Annotated in this window: 15 protein-coding genes; 10 read left to right on the forward strand and 5 right to left on the reverse strand. The window is 48.4% G+C overall.

Translation table 11 applies throughout. From position 1 onward, the window contains the following. Positions 1–69: 69 nt before the first annotated feature. The 3 genes from uvrA (at position 70) to UCH007_RS02405 (ending at position 3,841) form a co-directional block, all read left to right on the forward strand. On the forward strand, positions 70–2,910 hold the full coding sequence (uvrA, locus tag UCH007_RS02395) for an excinuclease ABC subunit UvrA (protein ID WP_046960960.1): 2,841 nt from the start codon (positions 70–72) through the stop codon (positions 2,908–2,910). A 66-nt stretch (positions 2,911–2,976) separates the two neighbouring features. Then, positions 2,977–3,528, forward strand: coding sequence for an HD domain-containing protein (locus UCH007_RS02400; RefSeq protein WP_046960961.1), 552 nt, complete (start codon positions 2,977–2,979; stop codon positions 3,526–3,528). 109 nt (positions 3,529–3,637) lie between these two features. Then, entirely contained in the window at positions 3,638–3,841 is a 204-nt protein-coding gene (locus UCH007_RS02405; RefSeq protein WP_010936325.1) for a helix-turn-helix transcriptional regulator, read from the forward strand. On the opposite strand, the gene UCH007_RS02410 is transcribed toward UCH007_RS02405, so the two are convergent. The 5 genes from UCH007_RS02410 to ppsA all read right to left on the reverse strand — a co-directional run bounded on the left by UCH007_RS02410 (position 3,838) and on the right by ppsA (position 13,238). Then, on the reverse strand, positions 3,838–6,417 hold the full coding sequence (locus UCH007_RS02410) for an AAA family ATPase (RefSeq protein ID WP_046960962.1): 2,580 nt from the start codon (positions 6,415–6,417) through the stop codon (positions 3,838–3,840). The genes UCH007_RS02405 and UCH007_RS02410 overlap by 4 nt on opposite strands. Positions 6,418–6,590: 173 nt before the next feature. After that, complete coding sequence (gene rpoD / locus UCH007_RS07905; protein ID WP_012881811.1) at positions 6,591–8,153, reverse strand: RNA polymerase sigma factor RpoD; 1,563 nt, start codon at positions 8,151–8,153, stop codon at positions 6,591–6,593. After that, a complete protein-coding gene (gene dnaG / locus UCH007_RS02420; RefSeq protein ID WP_046960963.1) occupies positions 8,154–9,926 on the reverse strand; it encodes a DNA primase in 1,773 nt (590 codons plus the stop codon). Position 9,927: 1 nt separating this feature from the next. Then, a complete protein-coding gene (locus UCH007_RS02425) occupies positions 9,928–10,965 on the reverse strand; it encodes a deoxyguanosinetriphosphate triphosphohydrolase (RefSeq protein WP_046960964.1) in 1,038 nt (345 codons plus the stop codon). After that, a complete protein-coding gene (ppsA, locus tag UCH007_RS02430; protein ID WP_012881814.1) occupies positions 10,962–13,238 on the reverse strand; it encodes a phosphoenolpyruvate synthase in 2,277 nt (758 codons plus the stop codon). The genes UCH007_RS02425 and ppsA overlap by 4 nt, the downstream gene beginning before the upstream one ends. Before the next feature lie 300 nt (positions 13,239–13,538). Between ppsA and UCH007_RS02435 the strand changes: the two genes are divergently transcribed. The 7 genes from UCH007_RS02435 to atpA all read left to right on the forward strand — a co-directional run bounded on the left by UCH007_RS02435 (position 13,539) and on the right by atpA (position 18,248). Beyond that, positions 13,539–14,108: a bifunctional nuclease family protein gene (locus UCH007_RS02435; RefSeq protein ID WP_012881815.1), complete on the forward strand. Its 570-nt coding sequence runs from the start codon at positions 13,539–13,541 to the stop codon at positions 14,106–14,108. Positions 14,109–14,183: 75 nt separating this feature from the next. Beyond that, positions 14,184–14,399 (forward strand): AtpZ/AtpI family protein, encoded by a 216-nt coding sequence (locus UCH007_RS02440; RefSeq protein WP_231854728.1) that lies wholly within the window; start codon positions 14,184–14,186, stop codon positions 14,397–14,399. A gap of 2 nt (positions 14,400–14,401) precedes the next feature. Next, positions 14,402–15,346 (forward strand): F0F1 ATP synthase subunit A, encoded by a 945-nt coding sequence (locus UCH007_RS02445; protein WP_046960966.1) that lies wholly within the window; start codon positions 14,402–14,404, stop codon positions 15,344–15,346. A 40-nt stretch (positions 15,347–15,386) separates the two neighbouring features. Beyond that, on the forward strand, positions 15,387–15,617 hold the full coding sequence (gene atpE, locus UCH007_RS02450) for an ATP synthase F0 subunit C (RefSeq protein WP_010936335.1): 231 nt from the start codon (positions 15,387–15,389) through the stop codon (positions 15,615–15,617). 24 nt (positions 15,618–15,641) lie between these two features. Beyond that, on the forward strand, positions 15,642–16,151 hold the full coding sequence (atpF, locus tag UCH007_RS02455) for a F0F1 ATP synthase subunit B (protein ID WP_023652073.1): 510 nt from the start codon (positions 15,642–15,644) through the stop codon (positions 16,149–16,151). A 20-nt stretch (positions 16,152–16,171) separates the two neighbouring features. Beyond that, positions 16,172–16,714 carry an ATP synthase F1 subunit delta gene (atpH, locus tag UCH007_RS02460; protein WP_010936337.1) on the forward strand — a complete coding sequence of 181 codons (543 nt, stop codon included), beginning with the start codon at positions 16,172–16,174 and terminating at the stop codon, positions 16,712–16,714. A 22-nt stretch (positions 16,715–16,736) separates the two neighbouring features. Further along, a complete protein-coding gene (atpA, locus tag UCH007_RS02465; RefSeq protein ID WP_012881820.1) occupies positions 16,737–18,248 on the forward strand; it encodes a F0F1 ATP synthase subunit alpha in 1,512 nt (503 codons plus the stop codon). Positions 18,249–18,251: the final 3 nt, after the last annotated feature.

Below are 18,251 nucleotides of genomic sequence, written 5' to 3' on the forward strand. Positions count from 1 at the left end.
TATGGTGTAAAATATTAGAACACATGTTTTGATTTGCCCTTACAAATAAATGAACAGGAGACCATACCTGTGGCTCAGGAATATATAAAGATAAAAGGTGCCCGCGAACACAACCTCAAAAATATAGATGTCCAGATTCCCCGTGACAAGCTGGTGGTTGTGACCGGGCTTTCGGGGTCAGGTAAGAGTTCACTGGCTTTTGATACCGTTTATGCCGAAGGTCAGCGCCGTTATATGGAGTCTCTTTCATCATATGCCCGCCAGTTTCTGGGCAGGATGGAAAAACCGGATGTAGACCATATAGAGGGGCTTTCTCCGGCTATAGCCATTGACCAGAAGGGCGTCAGCCACAACCCCCGTTCTACCGTGGGTACGGTAACTGAAATATATGATTATTTGCGTTTGTTGTTTGCCCGTACCGGTCACCCCCACTGCCCTGAGTGCGGCAAGGAGATTTCCGCCCAGAGTGTAGAGCAGATAACAGATGCTGTTCAAACACTTGCGGAGGGTACAAAAATACTTATTCTGGGGCCTCTGGTGCGGGGACGCAAGGGCGAGTATGTCCAGATGTTTAAAGACCTGCGTAAGTCAGGTTACGCCAGAGTGAGGGTAGACAGGCAGATTAGAGATTTGTCTGAAGAAATAGAGCTGGATAAAAATAAAAAACATGATATAGAAGCCGTAGTAGACCGGTTGGTGGTTGGTCAGGCAGGTGGGCAGGGGCGGATTGCAGATTCGGTTGAAACTGCCCTGAAACTGGGCGGCGGGCTGGTAATAATATCTGTGGTAGACGGGCAGGATATGCTTTTTTCAGAAAAATTTTCCTGCACGGACTGCGGGGTAAGTCTGGGTGAGATAGAACCCCGGACTTTCAGCTTTAATACCCCCCACGGTGCCTGTCCAACTTGTATGGGACTTGGTGCCAAGATGGAGCTTGACCCTGATTTGATCATACCGGACAAGAGCTTGTCTCTGGCTGACGGGGCTATCAGCCCATATCAAACTCAAAACTGGTATTTCGGGCAGGTGGAAGATTTAGCCCGCCGGGCGGGTTTTTCGGTTAATAAACCTGTCTCTACTTTTACTCCCGCCCAGATGCAGGTACTGCTTTATGGTGAGGGCGGTGATATTCATAAATACCGCAACCGTTACGGACGGGTACGGGAATATACCAGCGGCTTTGAGGGGATTATACCCCGTCTGGATAGGCTTTATCGTGACAGCGAATCTCAGGGGGTAAGGGAAAGCATTGAAAAATACATGCTGGCCAGCCCGTGCCAGGCCTGCGGCGGTAAAAGGCTTCGCAAGGAAGCCTTGTCAGTAAAAATAGGCGAGCTTAATATTGCTGATGTTGCGGCCATGTCTGTAGATGAGCAGCTTAAATGGGCAAATGAACTGGCTGGCAAGAATACCATATTTAACAAACGCGAACAGCTTATTGCCGCCCAGATACTCAAAGAGATACGTTCACGTTTGGGTTTTTTAAACAATGTAGGTTTGGAATACCTGACTGTAGACCGTATTGCCGGCACGCTTTCCGGCGGTGAAGCTCAGCGGATACGCCTGGCATCCCAGATAGGCTCAGGGCTGATGGGGGTGCTGTATGTTTGTGATGAACCTACTATAGGCTTGCACCCCGCAGATGATACCCGTCTGGTGGAAACCCTGCAAAAACTGCGTGATTTGGGCAATACCATACTGGTAGTGGAGCATGATGAATCCGTGATGCGGGCGGCGGACTATATTATAGATATGGGGCCGGGGGCAGGTGAACACGGCGGGCGGGTAGTGGCTACCGGTAATATTACCGAAATAATGCAAAACCCGGCTTCGCTAACTGGTCAATATCTTTCGGGTGCTAAGGTCATTCCTGTTCCCGAAAAACGGCGTAATGGTAATGGACAGGAAATAATAATACAGGGTGCGCGCCAAAATAATCTGAAGAATATAGATGTGCATATTCCTCTGGGCAAGCTGGTCTGTGTCAGCGGCGTATCTGGCAGCGGCAAATCCACACTGGTTACCGATATACTTTTTAAACATCTGGCGCAGGTATTTTACGGGGCAAAAGACCGGGCGGGCGGAGCGGATGCTATAACCGGCACGGAACATATTGATAAAATAATAGAGATTAACCAGTCACCCATCGGGCGGACACCCCGTTCAAATCCGGCCACCTATACCGGGGCATTTACCCATATAAGGGAACTGTTTGCCTCTGTGCCTGAAGCCAAAGTGAAAGGCTACGGACCGGGGCGGTTTTCATTTAACATAAAAGGCGGTCGCTGCGAGACCTGCGGTGGTGAGGGTTATATCCAGATAGAAATGCAGTTCCTGCCGGATGTGACTGTGCCCTGTGAGGTCTGTCACGGGGCGCGTTATAACCGTGAAGTGCTGGAGATAAAATTTAAAGACAAGACCATTGCCGATGTGCTGGATATGACGGTGGACAGGGCACTGGAATTTTTTGAAAATTTCCCCAAAATTAGTTCCAAGCTCCAAACATTGCAGGACGTGGGTTTGGGATATATCCGCATCGGCCAGCCGGCACCCACCTTATCCGGGGGTGAAGCCCAGCGCATCAAGCTGGCAACCGAGCTTTCCAAGCGGGCTACCGGGCGGACTTTATACATATTGGACGAACCTACCACCGGGCTTTCTTTTGAAGATGTGGCGGCGCTTTTGCGGGTGCTCCAGCGGCTGGTGGACAGCGGCAATACGGTGGTTGTGATTGAACACCAGCTGGACGTTATTAAAAATGCCGACTGGATTATAGACCTGGGGCCGGGTGCGGGCGTAAAAGGCGGGCAGATTGTGGCTGAGGGCATTCCTGAGGAGATTGCCTTAAACAAAGCTTCTGTGACAGGTAAATACCTGAGGCGGGTTTTGCCGAAAATTAAACCGGCTTAAGAAATTACGGTCTGCTGTCAGGCGGCAGTGGCAAATTTGTGAAGACTAATCAGCGGAGAGATAAATATGGACAGGCAGCTTGCTTTAGCTGAAGTGGAAAAACGGATAGAAAATAAAAATCTGGTCAAACATATGCTGGCGGTTGAGGCCGTGATGAAAAGTTTGGCCGTATATTTCGGTGAAAACGAAGACGAATGGGCTATGGCAGGGCTTATACATGACATAGATCTGGATGAAGTAAAAGACGATATGTCACTTCACAGTAAACGCAGTGCCGAGATTGCCGCGGTTTTAGGCGCAAATGACACTATTCGCAGGGCTATTCTGGTGCACAATTCGGCTCATGGCATACTTCCTGAAAGCCGTATGGAAAAAGCTTTGTTCTGCGCTGACCCTATAACTGGGCTTATTACAGCCGCTGCGTTAGTCAGGCCGGATAAAAAGCTGGCCTGTGTGGAAGCTAAAAGTGTAGCCAAACGCTTTAAGGAAAAGTCTTTTGCCGCCGGTGCAAACCGGGAACAGATAGCCGCCTGTTCCGCTTTGGGTTTGGAACTGGATGAGTTTATCCGTATCTCTCTGGGTGCTATGCAAGCTGTTGCCTCTGATTTAGGGCTTTAAATATTTTCAGCAAACACTTTAACCTTTTGCATTTTGTCCCGCATACGTAATATAATTCTAACATAAGTACTTTATGCTAACGGGCAGAAAGAGCAAGGGGAAACTTCTGATGATACTGCGTACCCGTATTAAGGAACTGCGGGCAAGATACAATCTTACTCAGGCTGAGCTGGCTGAGACGGTGGGTGTCAGCCGCCAGACTATGCTTTACCTTGAAAAGGGTACTTACAATCCTTCGCTTATTCTGGCTCACAAAGTAGCCAAAGCCCTGCACGCAGATATAGATGACGTTTTTATCCTGCGGGATGTTTAGTTTAAGCGTATAGCTGAGCCTGACGGGGTTTTATCTATCTCAATGCGGGTGGGGAAAGAATCTTTCAGGTCATCTATATGGGTTATGACCAGTATCTTGTCAAACTCATCCTGAATGGAGTTTATAGCCTCTTTCAGGCGTTCAATACCGGTTGAGTCCTGTGTGCCGAACCCTTCATCAATAATCAGCGTCCGCAAAGGTGCGCCCAGACGGTTTGCCAGCAGGCGTGACAGGGCAATCCTGACCGCAAAATCTATCCTGAAAGCCTCACCCCCGCTGAATGTTTCGTAGTTGCGGGTGCCCAGCTCATCCGAGATATTTATATCCAGCGTCTCGGTCTGGTCTCCCTTTTTGGTTGAGCGCTGGGTTTCTATACTAAGGTGCATACGCCCGTCAGTCATCCGTGACAGCAGCAGGTCTGCCCCGCTTTCCAGTTCCGGCAGGGTGTCTTCAATCAGCATGGTCTGGATTCCGTCTTTCTTGCCGAAAGCTCTGGCCAGTTTACCAAAGTAGTATATTTCTTTGGCGGTTTGCTCTTTATCCTGCTCCTGTTTTTTCAGCTTTTTTTCCAGTTCATTCAACTGCTCTTCTTTCTGGTTGAGCGAACCCAGTTGTTGCCTCAAGGTATCCTGTGTTTGGCTGAGTAACTTGTATCCGGCTTCGGCGGTTTCCAGCTCCTGCTCCAGTGCGGGCAGTTCAGTCAGTTCTCTTTGCAGGGTTTGCTGTTCACTCAGTTTAGTATCATGGCGGGCGGTGAGTTCTGCCAGTGCCGAAGTCGTTTTTTCCAAGCTATCTCTTTCTATCGGCAGGCGGCTTTGTGCCTCGTCCAGTTTGCGTTTTTGTTCCTCAAAGTGGGTCAGGCCGGCCAAAGTTTGCTGGTTTTGGGTGTATTCGGCATTATCAAAATTCAGTTCCAGTATCTCTTTTTCAATTACTGCCAGCCTGGCTTGCTCGGAAACGGCATAACTGCGTTCGTTCAGCTGCTTCTCAATATCCGAAATCAGCTCTCTGCCTTTTGCCGCTTTGGTTCCGGCATCTTTGGCGTCTGCAATCCCTTTTTCCAGTACGCTCAGCTGTCCCTCATACTGCCTGCGTTTTTGGTTTAAGCGTTTGGTTTCAGTTTCAATTTGGGCAGTTAAAGTCTGGATATCCAGCCTTAGCTGCTCAAGCTTTAGTTTCAGGCTGCTTTGCTGTTTTCCATTAGCATCTTGTTCTGTCCGATATTTGCCGAATACCAATTTGAGTTTGTCTTGCCCCAGCTCGGTTTCGCACAGGGGGCAGTTGCAGCGGCTTTCACTTGCTTCGATAAGCAGTTTTAGTTTTTCTTCCAGAGAGCTTATTTCTCTGGCCGTACCGGCATACTCGGTCTCTAGTCCGGCTAAACTTCCTTGCATCTCTGCCAGCTTGGTTTGCTTGATTTTTAAGACAGTCTCTTCATTTTCCAGTTCCAGGTGCATCAGGTCTGACTGTTTTTTTTCTTGTTCCAGCCTGCTCAGGGTTTGGGCGGTTTCCTGCCGCATTTTGAGATGTTCCTGATATTTAGTCAGGGTGTTTTTCAGGCTGTTTTCCTCTTTATAGACGGCATCTTCAAAGGGTTTTTTGGAACTTTCCAACTGTCTTAGTTTCGCCAGTACGCGATTGTGTTTTTCATACAGACTTTGGCAGGCGGTGTATTCCTGAAAACCTTTAAGGATTTCATCCTTTCGGGCAGAGAGTGATTCAAACATGCTGATACGCTGTTTTATATCCTGTTGATTTTGTGCCCAAAGTGACTGGTCTTTTGATATGTCCCGCAGGTCTTTTTCTATCTGGAGGCAGGCACTTTGTTTGGCATCAAAGGCATGTTTTTTATGCCTGAGGATTTCCAGCTTGGCAATATGGGTTTTCAGTTTCTCCTCACCGTCTGTCAGGCTCAGGCGGGTATTTTTTAAAGCTTCTTCCAGTTCCGGTCTGGATTTCAGCCCTTCTTGGCCGTCTGCAATACTCTGCTCTATAAGCAGTTTTTTAGCCTCTGCCTCGCGTACGGCCTGTCTGGCCAGGTCTTCCAGCTGGTCATATATTTCTAACCCCAGTATATTAGAGAGTACTTCCTTGCGTTTGCCGGGGGGCTGCTGGGTAAACTGGTTGGCATGCCCTTGCCGCAGAAAAGCACTGTTTATAAAGGTGTCATAGTCCATATGCAGTATGGAAATTATCTTTTTCTCTGTTTGGGTCAGGGTATCCCCGGTGATATTCAGGGGTTTCCCATCCTTTATGGCAAACAAGCTTAAAAGGCTTTGCCCGTTTGCTCCGGTCTTTTTGGGGCGTTGGCGTTGGCGGATAACCTGATAAAGTTCACCCGAAATCTCAAAATCTAGGCTGACTTCAGTTTCCTGTTCGTTTAGAGACACTACATCATCATCACTTTTAGCCCGGCTTTTTCCCCAGAGTGCCCAGGTAATGGCGTCTATCAAAGCAGATTTGCCGGCCCCGTTCTGGCCGCAGATGCAGGCGGTATGCACCCCGTTAAAAGAAAAAGGCGGAATTTCGCCGCGGTAGCACATAAAGTTTTTTATTCTGAGTTTGACAGGAATCATAATGCTCTCCAGTTTTACTGCCTATATTTTAGCATAAAAAGGGGAATATAAAGCTATTTTCATAGCTTAATGTGTATTAAAGTATTTGAGATATAGAGCTGCCAGCCAAACGGAATAAAAAACCCCTGCCGTTTGGGGCAGGGGTTGTCTTTAGTTATCAATAAGCAAGCTTATTATTCCAGGTAATCTTTCAGTTTGCGGCTGCGGCTGGGGTGGCGGAGTTTCCGCAGAGCCTTGGCTTCTATTTGGCGGATGCGTTCACGTGTTACATTAAATTCTTTGCCCACTTCTTCCAGTGTACGGCTTCGGCCGTCTTCCAGACCAAAGCGGAGCTGAAGTACCCGGCGTTCACGCGGAGTCAGGCTGCCCAGTACTGTATCTATCTGCTCCTTTAGCAGCTGGCGCGAAGCGGCATCCGGCGGAGCCAGAGCGTTCTGGTCTTCAATAAAGTCTCCCAGATGACTATCTTCCTCTTCGCCTATAGGGGATTCCAGCGAAACCGGCAGCTGGGACACCTTGGCAATTTCACGTACCTTTTCAGGCGGCAAATCCATTTCAAGGGCTATCTCATCTGGGGTAGGTTCACGCCCCAGCTTCTGTGACAGCTGCCGGCTTATGGACAGCAGCTTGTTGATGGTTTCCACCATATGGACAGGTATGCGAATAGTCCTGGCCTGGTCTGCAATAGCCCGGGTAATTGCCTGACGTATCCACCATGTGGCGTAAGTGGAAAACTTGAAGCCGCGGTGGAAATCAAATTTTTCCACTGCCCGTATAAGGCCGATATTGCCTTCCTGTATTAGGTCAAGCAGGGGCATGCCTCTGCCGATGTGTTTTTTTGCTACGCTGACAACCAGGCGAAGGTTAGCCTGAATAAGGTGACGTTCAGCTCGTTTGGCATCTATCTCAAGGTTATCCAGATAATATTTCAGGCTGGCCTCATGCCGTTCCAAGTGACTTATAAAGGCAGGGTCGTTGGTATGGTCTGATATTTCCGGTATGGTCATTTTTTCAGGTATGGCATCCAGCACAACCTTGGGCAGAAGGGAGCTGTTTATAGCCAGATTGATAAATGCCTGCTCAATCTCCGCCATGCTCTTGCCGGTATTATCGGAGATATTTTTGGTAAGCTGCTGGTCAATCTCATGGTCAATAGCCGCCCTTAGCTTGGGGTTGTGGATAATAGTTTTCAGACTGGCAGAAGTATCCACCTTTAGTTCCTGCCCCAGTTGGAAAAGCACCTCGGTAGCTTGGGCAAGCTCTCTCAGCATGCACAGGAAAGATTCCGCAGCCGAGGGGTAGCGTCCGCGTTTTTCAAGGCACTCCTGACGGATTTCACGTATGCGTTTGCCTTCTTCCATTTTCTTAGCCAGGGTTTTTTCGTCTTCGGCGGAAAGCAAAGGTACCCTGCCGATTTCATGCAGATACATGCGTACCGGGTCATCTACGATACCCTGGGTATCAACCTGCTCAAGGGGTATTTCAAGGTCAATATTAAGCGGGCCGATTTCTTCATCTGTGTCCGGCATCATATCCGCTTCGGCCGCCAGTTCTTCTTCGGTTAGTTCGGCCGGTATGTCGGTATCGGCTATATCTTTGAGGTCAGGCTCTACCAGTTTGTCACTTTCTGCTTCGGCATCCTGTTCGTCATGGATATCAGCCAGCCCCTGTTCCACATCTTTATCATCATCGATATCGTCAGGGCTAAATTCCTTCTTATCTTTCTCAGCTGGCATTTATTGTCTCCTCTGTTTCTGGTTTCGTCTGTCTTTAAGGCTGAATACACTGCGCAATTCTTCGTTGACCTTTACACACTGGTCATTCAGCGCCTGGTATTCAGCTGTTTCCGGCTGGTTGATTTCACTCAAGGCTTGGTTCAGTTTTACCGCCAAGTTCCTGAGGTATCTTTCTCTCAGCCTCAGGCATAGGTCGCAAAACTTATCCTCTATATTATCATTTGCCGCATTTTTATTCATCAAGTTGTCATAATATTCCCGCAGGTTTTCATCAAGACCCGCCCGCAGGGTATCTTTTTCGGCAGATTGATTATAAACAGTCAGCAATTCCCGGTACTGGGGTATTTCAAGATATTCAGGGTGCAGTTTACCGGCAAAACGGGTAAGCTCTGCTGAGGTGAAAAGCAGGCTAAGGGCATATTCCTCCAGAGCCGGGTTTTTGGCTGCTGAAACAGCTGTTGATGTGGTTTCTTTTTCTATAGCTTTGGTAATACGGGTTTCATTTTTCAGTTTTTTCATCCGTTCCAGTATACGGTTCTGGCTGGTGCTTACTATTTCAGCCAGCTTGCCCAGGTAGTGGGACTGGCGTACTCCGTCTTCCATTTTGGATATTATGGGCAGCAGGCGGTCAGTCAGCCCGGCTTTGCCTGCGGCGGAACTCAGATCCAGACCTTTCTGGCTGTGTTTAAATATATAGTCCAGCAGGGGGCGGGCATTATCCAGTATTTCCTGCCAGGTCTGGGGTGCATGGCGGATAATTTCATCAGGGTCTTTGCCGCCTTCTGGTACGGCTACCCGTATTTCTGACTCTATCTGGTTCTCATAATCTATAGCCCTCAGGGTGGCTTCCTCACCGGCCGAATCCGCATCCAGTCCCAATACCAGATTTTTGGTCTGGCGTTTTATTAAAGCTATCTGGCGGTCAGTCAGGGCAGTGCCCATACAGGCCACCGTGTTGGTAAAACCGCCTTGGTGGGACATGATGGCATCCATATAGCCTTCCACTATAATGGCCTGGTTCTTTTCCCGTATGCTGGCAGAAGCCAGATGCAAACCGTACAGCAGGCTGCTTTTATCAAAAAGGTCTGTCTGGGGGGAATTGCGGTATTTGGGCTGTGAGTTATCCATCACCCGCGCCCCGAAACCGGCTATCTGCCCTTTGTAGTTGGCAATGGGGTAAATAATATTATTGCGGAAGCGGTCATGAATCCGCCCCTCGTCAGAGCGGACTATTACACCAGCTTTCAGCAGTTCTTCATCTGTATAACTGCGTTCTTTAAGATAATCATAAAGCCCCTGCCATTCAGGCAGGGCGTATCCCAGTTGAAAGTCTGCCATAGATTGGTCATTTAGCCCGCGTGATTTAAGGTAACTGCGGGCATTTTCGGCCTGGGGGCTGTTTAAAAGCAGGTTATGGTAATATTGGGCGGCTGCCAAATTTATTTCATACAGGCGCTCACGCTGGTCTCTGATTTGCGGGTTTATATGGCTGGGCAAGCTTACGCCCGCTTTTTCAGCCAGCAGTTCCAGTGCCCCTTTAAAATCCAGCCCTTCTTTTTTCATTACGAAAGCAAAAATATCCCCGCCGGTATTGCAGGCTCCGAAACAGTGCCAGTTTTGGGCTTCGGGATAAACGAAGAAAGAGCCGTGTTTTTCGCTGTGAAAAGGGCAGATTCCGCGCATAGTGCGGCCTGCTTTGGTCAGTTTGGTATACTGGCCGATAAAGCTCACAATATCCAGTTTTTGCTTTATTTCTTCTACAGCGTCGTTCATATTATTCAGCCAGATTAAGTTCTTTAGCTAGCCTCAGGGCGAATAGGTCTGTCATACCCGCAATATAATCAACAACCCTCTGTTCAGGTTTATCAGACAGGGCTATATATTCCATGGGCAGCAAATCCTGATGGTCTACCAGATATTTGTATAATAAACGGACTATTTCCCTTTCATGTTCGGCCTTACGGTCTTTGCTCTGATATACCTGTTCAAACAGGAAATCCCGAAGGGTATTGCTGGCACTCAGCACCTTGTTGCTCATGGTAACTTCCGGCTCCGCACCGGGAATCAGCCCTGTGCATGACCACGAACTTTTTATAATATCACACACCATGGTGTTTATCCGCTGGGAATGGCTGTTGCCCAGCACCGAAACCGCACCCAGCGGCAGGTCATTTGCTTTGATAATGCCTGCCCGGATAGAGTCCAGGATGTCATGGTTTATATAGGCAACCGCATCTGCAATCCGGCAAATCTGCCCTTCAAAAGTTGCGGCCTTGTTATGCACTTCCCCGAGTATGTTTGAGCGTGACTTAGAGTGGTTGAGTATGCCGTCACGTACTTCAAAGCTTAGGTTAAGGCCATGCCCGTTTTTTTCCAGCAGGTCCACCACCCGAAGGCTCTGTTCGTTATGGTGAAAACCTTTAGGATAAAGCTCGTTTAAAACCTCTTCGCCGGCATGTCCAAAAGGGGTATGTCCCAGATCATGTCCCAGGCAAATGGCTTCGGTCAGGTCTTCGTTAAGGTTGAGCGCCCGGGCAATAGTCCGGGCTATCTGGGTAACCTCCAGCGTATGAGTAAGGCGGGTCACAAAGTGGTCACCCAAAGGGGCAATGAAGACCTGGGTTTTATGCTTTAAGCGGCGAAAGGCCTTGGAATGTATAATCCGGTCCCGGTCACGCTGGAAACAGGTGCGAACCGGGTCCGGATCTTCTGCTTTTTGCCTGCCACGGGAAAGGCGGCTTTTAACCGCGTAAGGGGAGAGGTTCTCCTCTCTTGCTTCAATGCGCTCCCTTATGCGAAGCTCGCTAATCATTTAATCTTTAATTTGGCCTCTGCCTTGGCAATAATCTCGCGGGTAGTGCCTATCATGTCAGGACTGACAGAAACCGAGGTTATGCCCCAGGAGACCAACTTTTCAGTCAGTTCAGGGTAAACCGAAGGTGCCTGTCCGCAGATGGAGGCGGTAATACCGCGGCGGGCAGCGGTGGTAACGGCTTTTTCCAGGGCTACCAAAACTGCTTCATTGCGTTCGTCAAAGGTTTCGCGCAGCATTTCGCTGTCACGGTCAACACCAAGTATCAGCTGGGTGAGGTCATTTGAACCTATGGAAATGCCATCTATACCGGCATCAATAAACTTGTCAATCAGGAAGATATTGGAGGGTACTTCCACCATCATCCAGAGTTTGAAATCAGGCCCTCTTTTCAGCCCCTCATCTTCAAGTATCTGTTTTACTTTTTTCAGCTCATCTACGGTACGGACAAAGGGAAGCATAACGTAGACATTCGGATAGTCCTTGCGTACCCGCTTGATGGCTTCGATTTCCATCTTGAATACTTCAATATCTTTAATATAGCGGGAAACACCGCGGTACCCCAGCATGGGGTTTTCTTCCTGGCCTTCATATTTATCGCCGCCCAGCAGATCACGGTATTCGTTAGTCTTAAAGTCATTGGTGCGGTAGACTACCGGTCGGGGATGGAACGCTTTGGCGAAGGACAAAACACCTTCGTATACCTGCTGGATATATTCTTCCTGCTGACCCATTTCTATCATGTAGCGGGGGTGTTTGCCTATCTGGCTGAATATAAATTCAGCTCTCAGCAGACCTACTCCATCTACATTGCGGGCTGCTACTTTATCAGCCAGTTCAGGCTGGGCTAAGTTTACATAAACGCGGGTTTTGGTGCGGATAGCTTCACGTACTATAGAAGCTATGCTGCTGGTTTTTACGTTGCGGGTTACCTTACCGTTATAAACCTTGCCGTGAGTACCGTCAACGGTAATCATCTGGCCGTTCTTAAGCAGTTTGGTGGCTTCACCGGTACCTACCACGCAGGGGATACCCAGTTCACGGCTGACAATGGCAGCGTGGGAGGTGCGTCCGCCGCGGTTGGTTACAATGGCAGCGGCCCGTTTCATGGCTGGTACAAAGTCCGGGGTGGTCATTTCGGCTACCAGAATATCCCCCTGATTTACCAGATCTATTTCGGAGGGATCTTGAAGCACTTTGACTTCGCCGGTAGCCAGACCGGGTGAAGCGGCCGCACCCTGCAGCAGAATGGGTGCTTCAATCTCGGGTTCCAGTTCACTGGCATCTTTCAGTGCGGTAACAGGGCGGGACTGGACAATGTAAATTTCGTTTTCTTCTTTTGCCCATTCAATATCCTGAGGGCCGCTGTAGTGCTTCTCAATAAGCATGGCCAGTTTGGCCAGTGTAATAATATCGTCTTCGGTAATCTTTTGCTGTTCCTGCTTGGCTGAAGGTACCGGTTGCCAGTAATTGTTGCCGGATTCATCTTCGGCGCCTGAAGCTGAATTGCCGTTTTTGCGTACCAGCCGCCTTTCCTGATGGCTGATAGTCCTTGAAAGAACCGACGGCCCTTCTTTATCTATAATATAAAGGTCCGGTGTAATTTCCCCTGACACCAGACCTTCTCCCAGACCGTATATGGCTTCAATTACTATTTTAGTGGGGTCTGAAGTGATGGGTTCAATAGTGAAGCAGACACCGGAAGCCTGTGATTGTACCATTTTTTGTACCGGTACGGCGATGCCAACCTGCAGGTGGTCAAAGTTTTGCTGTACCCTGTAGTAAATAGCTCTGGCCTCAAACAAAGAAGCCCAGCATTTCTGAACAGCCTTAACAACTTCGTCACCGCCCTCTATATTAAGGTAGGTGCTTTGCTGGCCGGCAAAAGACGCTTCCGGCAAATCCTCAGCCGTAGCTGATGACCGTACTGCTACCAAGCCTTGCCCCATTTTCTCATATGCAACCTTAATCTGGGTGGCAAGTTCGGCAGGCAGGGGGGTGGAGAGAATCATTTCCTTTACGATGTTAGCAACAACTGCAAGTTGTTTGGAATCATTGATATCCAGTGACTCAAGAGCCTTGCTGATGGACGGGCGAAGGTTTGAGCTGTTTATGAAGTCAAAATAGGCATTGGCTGTTACGATATAACCGGGAGGTACAGGGATACCGGCGCCGGTCATTTCGCCTAAATTAGCGCCTTTACCGCCGACCAGAGGGATATCGTTCTTCGTAACTTCGTTAAACCAGACAATAGCCTCATGACCTTTTTGCATTAGTAGATCTCCTTCATCTATGACGGTTCAGGTAGTTTATGATAGCACACCCAGACATTTAAAATCATTATTCTGGAGCTATGTATTATTCCATAAACTCACCCATCTTTGCAAAGTTTTGCTTGAGAAATATTAAGATAGCTTAGAGGGATGTAGAGTATTAAGGATTTGGGCTAATATGTCTACAATACTGTCAGAGGTCATAGATTGTTATAGATAGGTACGCAAATTGACACTCCATTTCTTTGGGGGTAGAATTCATGGTACGCCGTCAGGCAAACTTAGGAGGCAGATAATAATATGATAGAAATGACGATAGACAGCATAAGGGTTAGCCTGATGAATTATCAGAGGGTAGTTTTGCTTAAGGAAAAGACCTCTGACCGTTATCTGCCTATTTGGATTGGTACAGCTGAGGCTGAGGCTATTGCAGTTAAGCTGCAGGGGGTGGCAGTTCCCCGCCCTTTGACCCATGACCTCCTCGGTACAGTTATAGATGTGCTGGGTGCAAAGGTACGCTCCATAGTGGTAGATGACCTGAAAAATGACACTTTTTACGCTAAGATATTATTAGAGGTAGACAGCGAGCAAATGGAAATAGATTGCCGCCCGTCAGATGCTCTGGCACTTGCGGTACGGGTGAATGTACCTATATATGCGGCTGACAGCGTACTGGAAAAAGCCAGTATTATGCTGGATCGCGAACAGGATAAACGAGCTATGGATGAAATGGATTTGCCTGAACCTCCCGCCGGCGGCAAGGGTGAAAAAACCCGCAAGGCCAGTGACGAAGAGATTAAGCGGCTGTCCGCCTTCCGTGATTTTGTAGATAACCTTGACCTTGAAGATTTTGACAAACGCAAATCCTGAAAAGTATTAGTACAACCGGGCATTCTTGACCTAAAGAACTAATTCTGGTATGCTACTTTGCGTTTTGAGGCTGTAATGAACAAATGGGGTACAGGTCTTCAGTATCTTGGTTTGGGCTGGTACATTGCCCTTGTCATATTGCTGGGGACGCTGGGCGGCAGGTGGCTGGACGAGACTTTAGGTCTTTCACCCCTGTTCTTACTGATCGGTCTTTTAAGCGGAGTTTTTCTGGCCTTTTACGGCGTTTATCGGTTGCTGCCGAAGATAACTAACAACGGTAAAGGGAATTGACAGTGCCAAAGAAAAAGATTTTAGGTATGCCCAAAGCGGTATTCTGGCCAGTAATGATAGTTATACTGGCAATGTTAGTGGTCGGTTTCCTGTCCGGCCCTATAGGTGTCGCCCTCTTTGGTGATCTTGGATTTCCTGACTGGATGAAAATTACCACTCCCAAACCGGAGCTTCCGTCTGCTGAGATTTTCAGCATAGGCTCGGTGGCAATCACCAACACTATCCTTACTGCCTGGGTTACCATTCTGGTACTGGTGGGGCTGAGTATTGCCGCCACCCGAAAAATGAAACTTATTCCCGGCCGTCTTCAGGGTGCTTTAGAGATGGTGCTCAGTTGGATTTACAATATGTGTGTCGATGCTGCCGGTGAGAAATTCGGACGTAAGTTTTTCCCTCTGGTGGCTACTATCTTCCTTTTTATCATAGTAAATGCATGGATGAACCTGCTGCCCGGTTACAATACCATATTTATAGAGCTGGGCAACGGCCACGAAGCCCACTTGCTTCGCGGTGCCAATACCGATATCAACCTGCCGCTGGCTTTGGCCGCTATTACCTTTATTATGGTAGAGTACTGGGGTATTAAAACTCTGGGCGGTTTCCATTATCTCAGCAAATTTTTCAACTTCAAACCCCTGATAAACGCTTTCCGTCACAAAGAAGGGGTAATCGGTATATTTAACGGCTTTATTACTATCTTTGTGGGTTTACTGGAATTCTTTCTGGAGTTCGTCCGTATTATCAGCCTGACCTTCCGTCTTTTCGGCAATATGATAGGCGGCGAAATCCTTATACTTATGATTACATTCCTTGCGCCGTTCATCATCGGCATACCTTTCTACGGTCTTGAAATGCTGGTAGGCTTCGTACAGGCGCTGGTGTTCTGTAATTTGGCTCTGGTCTTCTCCCTGATAGCGGTTACGCCTCACGGGGAGGAAAATCATTAATTCAGTATTATGCAATTAGAACAAGGGAGGAAAAACAATAGTGGAAGCTGATGTAATCAAACTCTTAGCGGCTGGCTTGGCAATGGGTCTGGGTGCAATTGGCCCTGGTATTGGTGTAGGTATTCTGGGTTTTGGTGCATTGCAGGCTATCGGCCGCAATCCTGAAGCCAAGGGTTCTATCTTTACCAACATGATCCTTTTGGTGGCTTTCGCTGAGTCCATCGCCATCTTTGCGCTGGTTATCTCTATCGTACTTATTTTCGTTGCCTAAGGGGCATAATACAGGAGGAAACCGGTGGAAAAACTGGCAGAACTGGGAATAAATATACCTTCTTTCATAGCCCAGATTGTAAACTTCGGTTTACTCTTAGGTCTGCTGTATCTGTTTGCCTATAAACCCATTCTGGCCAAACTTGACGAGCGTTCTGCCCGTATCAAGGAAAGCATGGAACGGACAGACCAGGTAAAGGAACAGGCCCAACGGGCGGAAGAAGAGTTTAAAAAGAAGATTGGCGAAGCCAGCCAGCAGGGGCAACTGGTGATTGAACGGGCTGTGAAGACCGGTGATGAAATCCGCCAGAAAGCCATAGAAGAAGCTAGGGCTGAAGCTGAAGCTATGCTTAGCCGCGCCCGGACTGAAATACGTCAGGAGCGGGACGAAGTAGTGGACCAGCTGCGTAAGGAATTTGCCGAACTGACCATTTTGGCGGCCGGCAAGGTTATTGACCAATCTTTAGATAAAAAAGCGCATCAGGCGCTGATTGACAGTGTGCTTGAAAATAGCACCAACCTGCGAAAAAATTAAAAGAGAGCAACGGAGAAGCAGTGGCCAAAAGAGTTTATGCTATAGCCATGCGTTATGCGCAGGCATTATACGAACTGGCTAAGGAGCAAAAGTCTCTGGATAAGTGGCAGGAAGATTTACAGGATCTTTCCAGCCTTACAGAGGATGCTTCGGTTGCTGAGTTTCTCAGCAACCCCAAAATTGCCTCTGCCAGAAAACACAAGGTCCTTGCCAAGCTGAGTAATATAGACCCGCTGATGCTGAACCTGGTGGATATGCTGGTGGCTACCCGCAGGCTGGGTATCATGAGGGCTGTTTCAGGTGAGTACAACCGTTTGCTGAATGAGGCCAGAGGGGTGGAGGATGCTATTGTAACCACTGCCAAGCCTTCCAGCGAAGCGGATATTGAAATAATCAGACAGCAGTTAAGCAAGATAACCGGGAAAAAGATAAATGTAGTAACTGCAACAGACCCCGGCTTGATAGCTGGTCTGAAAGCCAGAATCGGGGATAAACTGATAGATGGTTCTGTCAGTCGGAGGCTGGTCTTACTGCAAAACGAAATCAGTCAGGGACGTATTTGATAACCCTCAGGAGGTGGCGTAATTGAGCGCACGTGGTCAAGATATAGTATCTATTATTAAAGAGCAGATAAAAGAATTCGGTGCTCCGGTCAGCATGACCAGCGTCGGTTCGGTTATCGAAGTAGGCGATGGCATCGCCCGTATTCATGGTCTTTCCAATGCCAAGTACAACGAACTTTTGGAATTCCCCGGCGGTGTTATGGGCATTGCCCTTAACCTTGAAGAAGACAGCGTTGCAGCTGTTATTCTGGGCGAAGATTCCAATATTAAAGAAGGCGACGAAGTAAAGGCTACCGGTCGTATTTCTGAAATTACGGTTGGTAAAGGTATGATTGGCCGCGTTGTAGACCCTTTAGGCCGCCCTCTGGACGGCAAAGGCCCTATCAAGGCTGAATCAACCCGCCCCCTTGAGCGTATCGCCCCTAACGTGGTTGACCGTAAATCAGTAAACACTCCGGTTCAGACAGGTATCAAAGCTATTGATGCCATGATACCCATCGGCCGCGGTCAGCGTGAGCTGATTATTGGTGACCGTTCAACCGGTAAAACCGCCATTGCTCTGGATACCATTATTAACCAGAAGGGCGGGGATCTGGTTTGTATTTATGTGGCTATCGGACAGAAGGCTTCCAAAGTAGCCCGTACGGTAGCTTTGCTTGAGCAGTACGGTGCTATGGAGCATACTATCGTGGTTGCGGCAAACTCTTCTGACGCAGTAGCTTTGCAGTATCTGGCACCTTATGCCGGCTGCGCTATCGGTGAAGAGTTTATGGAACAGGGTCAAGATGCCTTGGTGGTTTATGATGACCTGACCAAGCATGCCTGGGCTTATCGCCAGCTTTCACTCCTTCTGCGTCGCCCGCCCGGCCGTGAGGCTTATCCGGGTGATGTATTCTACCTGCACAGCCGTTTGTTGGAACGGGCTGCCAGACTTAATGACAAGCTTGGCGGCGGTTCGCTGACCGCTTTGCCCATTATTGAAACTCAGGCCGGAGACGTTTCGGCTTATGTACCTACCAACGTTATTTCCATTACGGATGGACAGATTTATCTTGAACCGGATATGTTTAACGCCGGTATCCGACCCGCGGTTAACGTGGGTATATCGGTGTCACGCGTGGGTTCAAGCGCTCAGACCAAGGCCATGAAGAAGGTTGCCAGCAAACTGAAGATGGATATGGGTCAGTATCGTGAATTGGCTGCTTTTGCCCAGTTCGGTACTTCCGAACTTGATAAAGCTACCCGTATGCAGCTGGAGCGCGGTCAAAGAATCACCGAGGTACTCAAACAGGGTCAGTACCAGCCGTTGCCCATGGCTAATCAGGTTGCTATCCTGTATGCCGTGCTGAACGGGTATCTTGACAGTATAGAAGTTGAAAAAGTACGTGATTTTGAGAGCGGGTTCTATCGCTTCCTCGAAGCGAACTATGCTTCGGTGCTGAACAATATTACCAAGGAAAATGCCATCTCTGCTGAAACCGAGACAGCCCTTAAGACCGCTTTGGATGATTATAAGAAGGGTTTAGTAGCATAAATT

The sequence above is a fragment of the Dehalococcoides sp. UCH007 genome (genome assembly GCF_001010485.1).
Taxonomy (GTDB): domain Bacteria; phylum Chloroflexota; class Dehalococcoidia; order Dehalococcoidales; family Dehalococcoidaceae; genus Dehalococcoides; species Dehalococcoides mccartyi_A.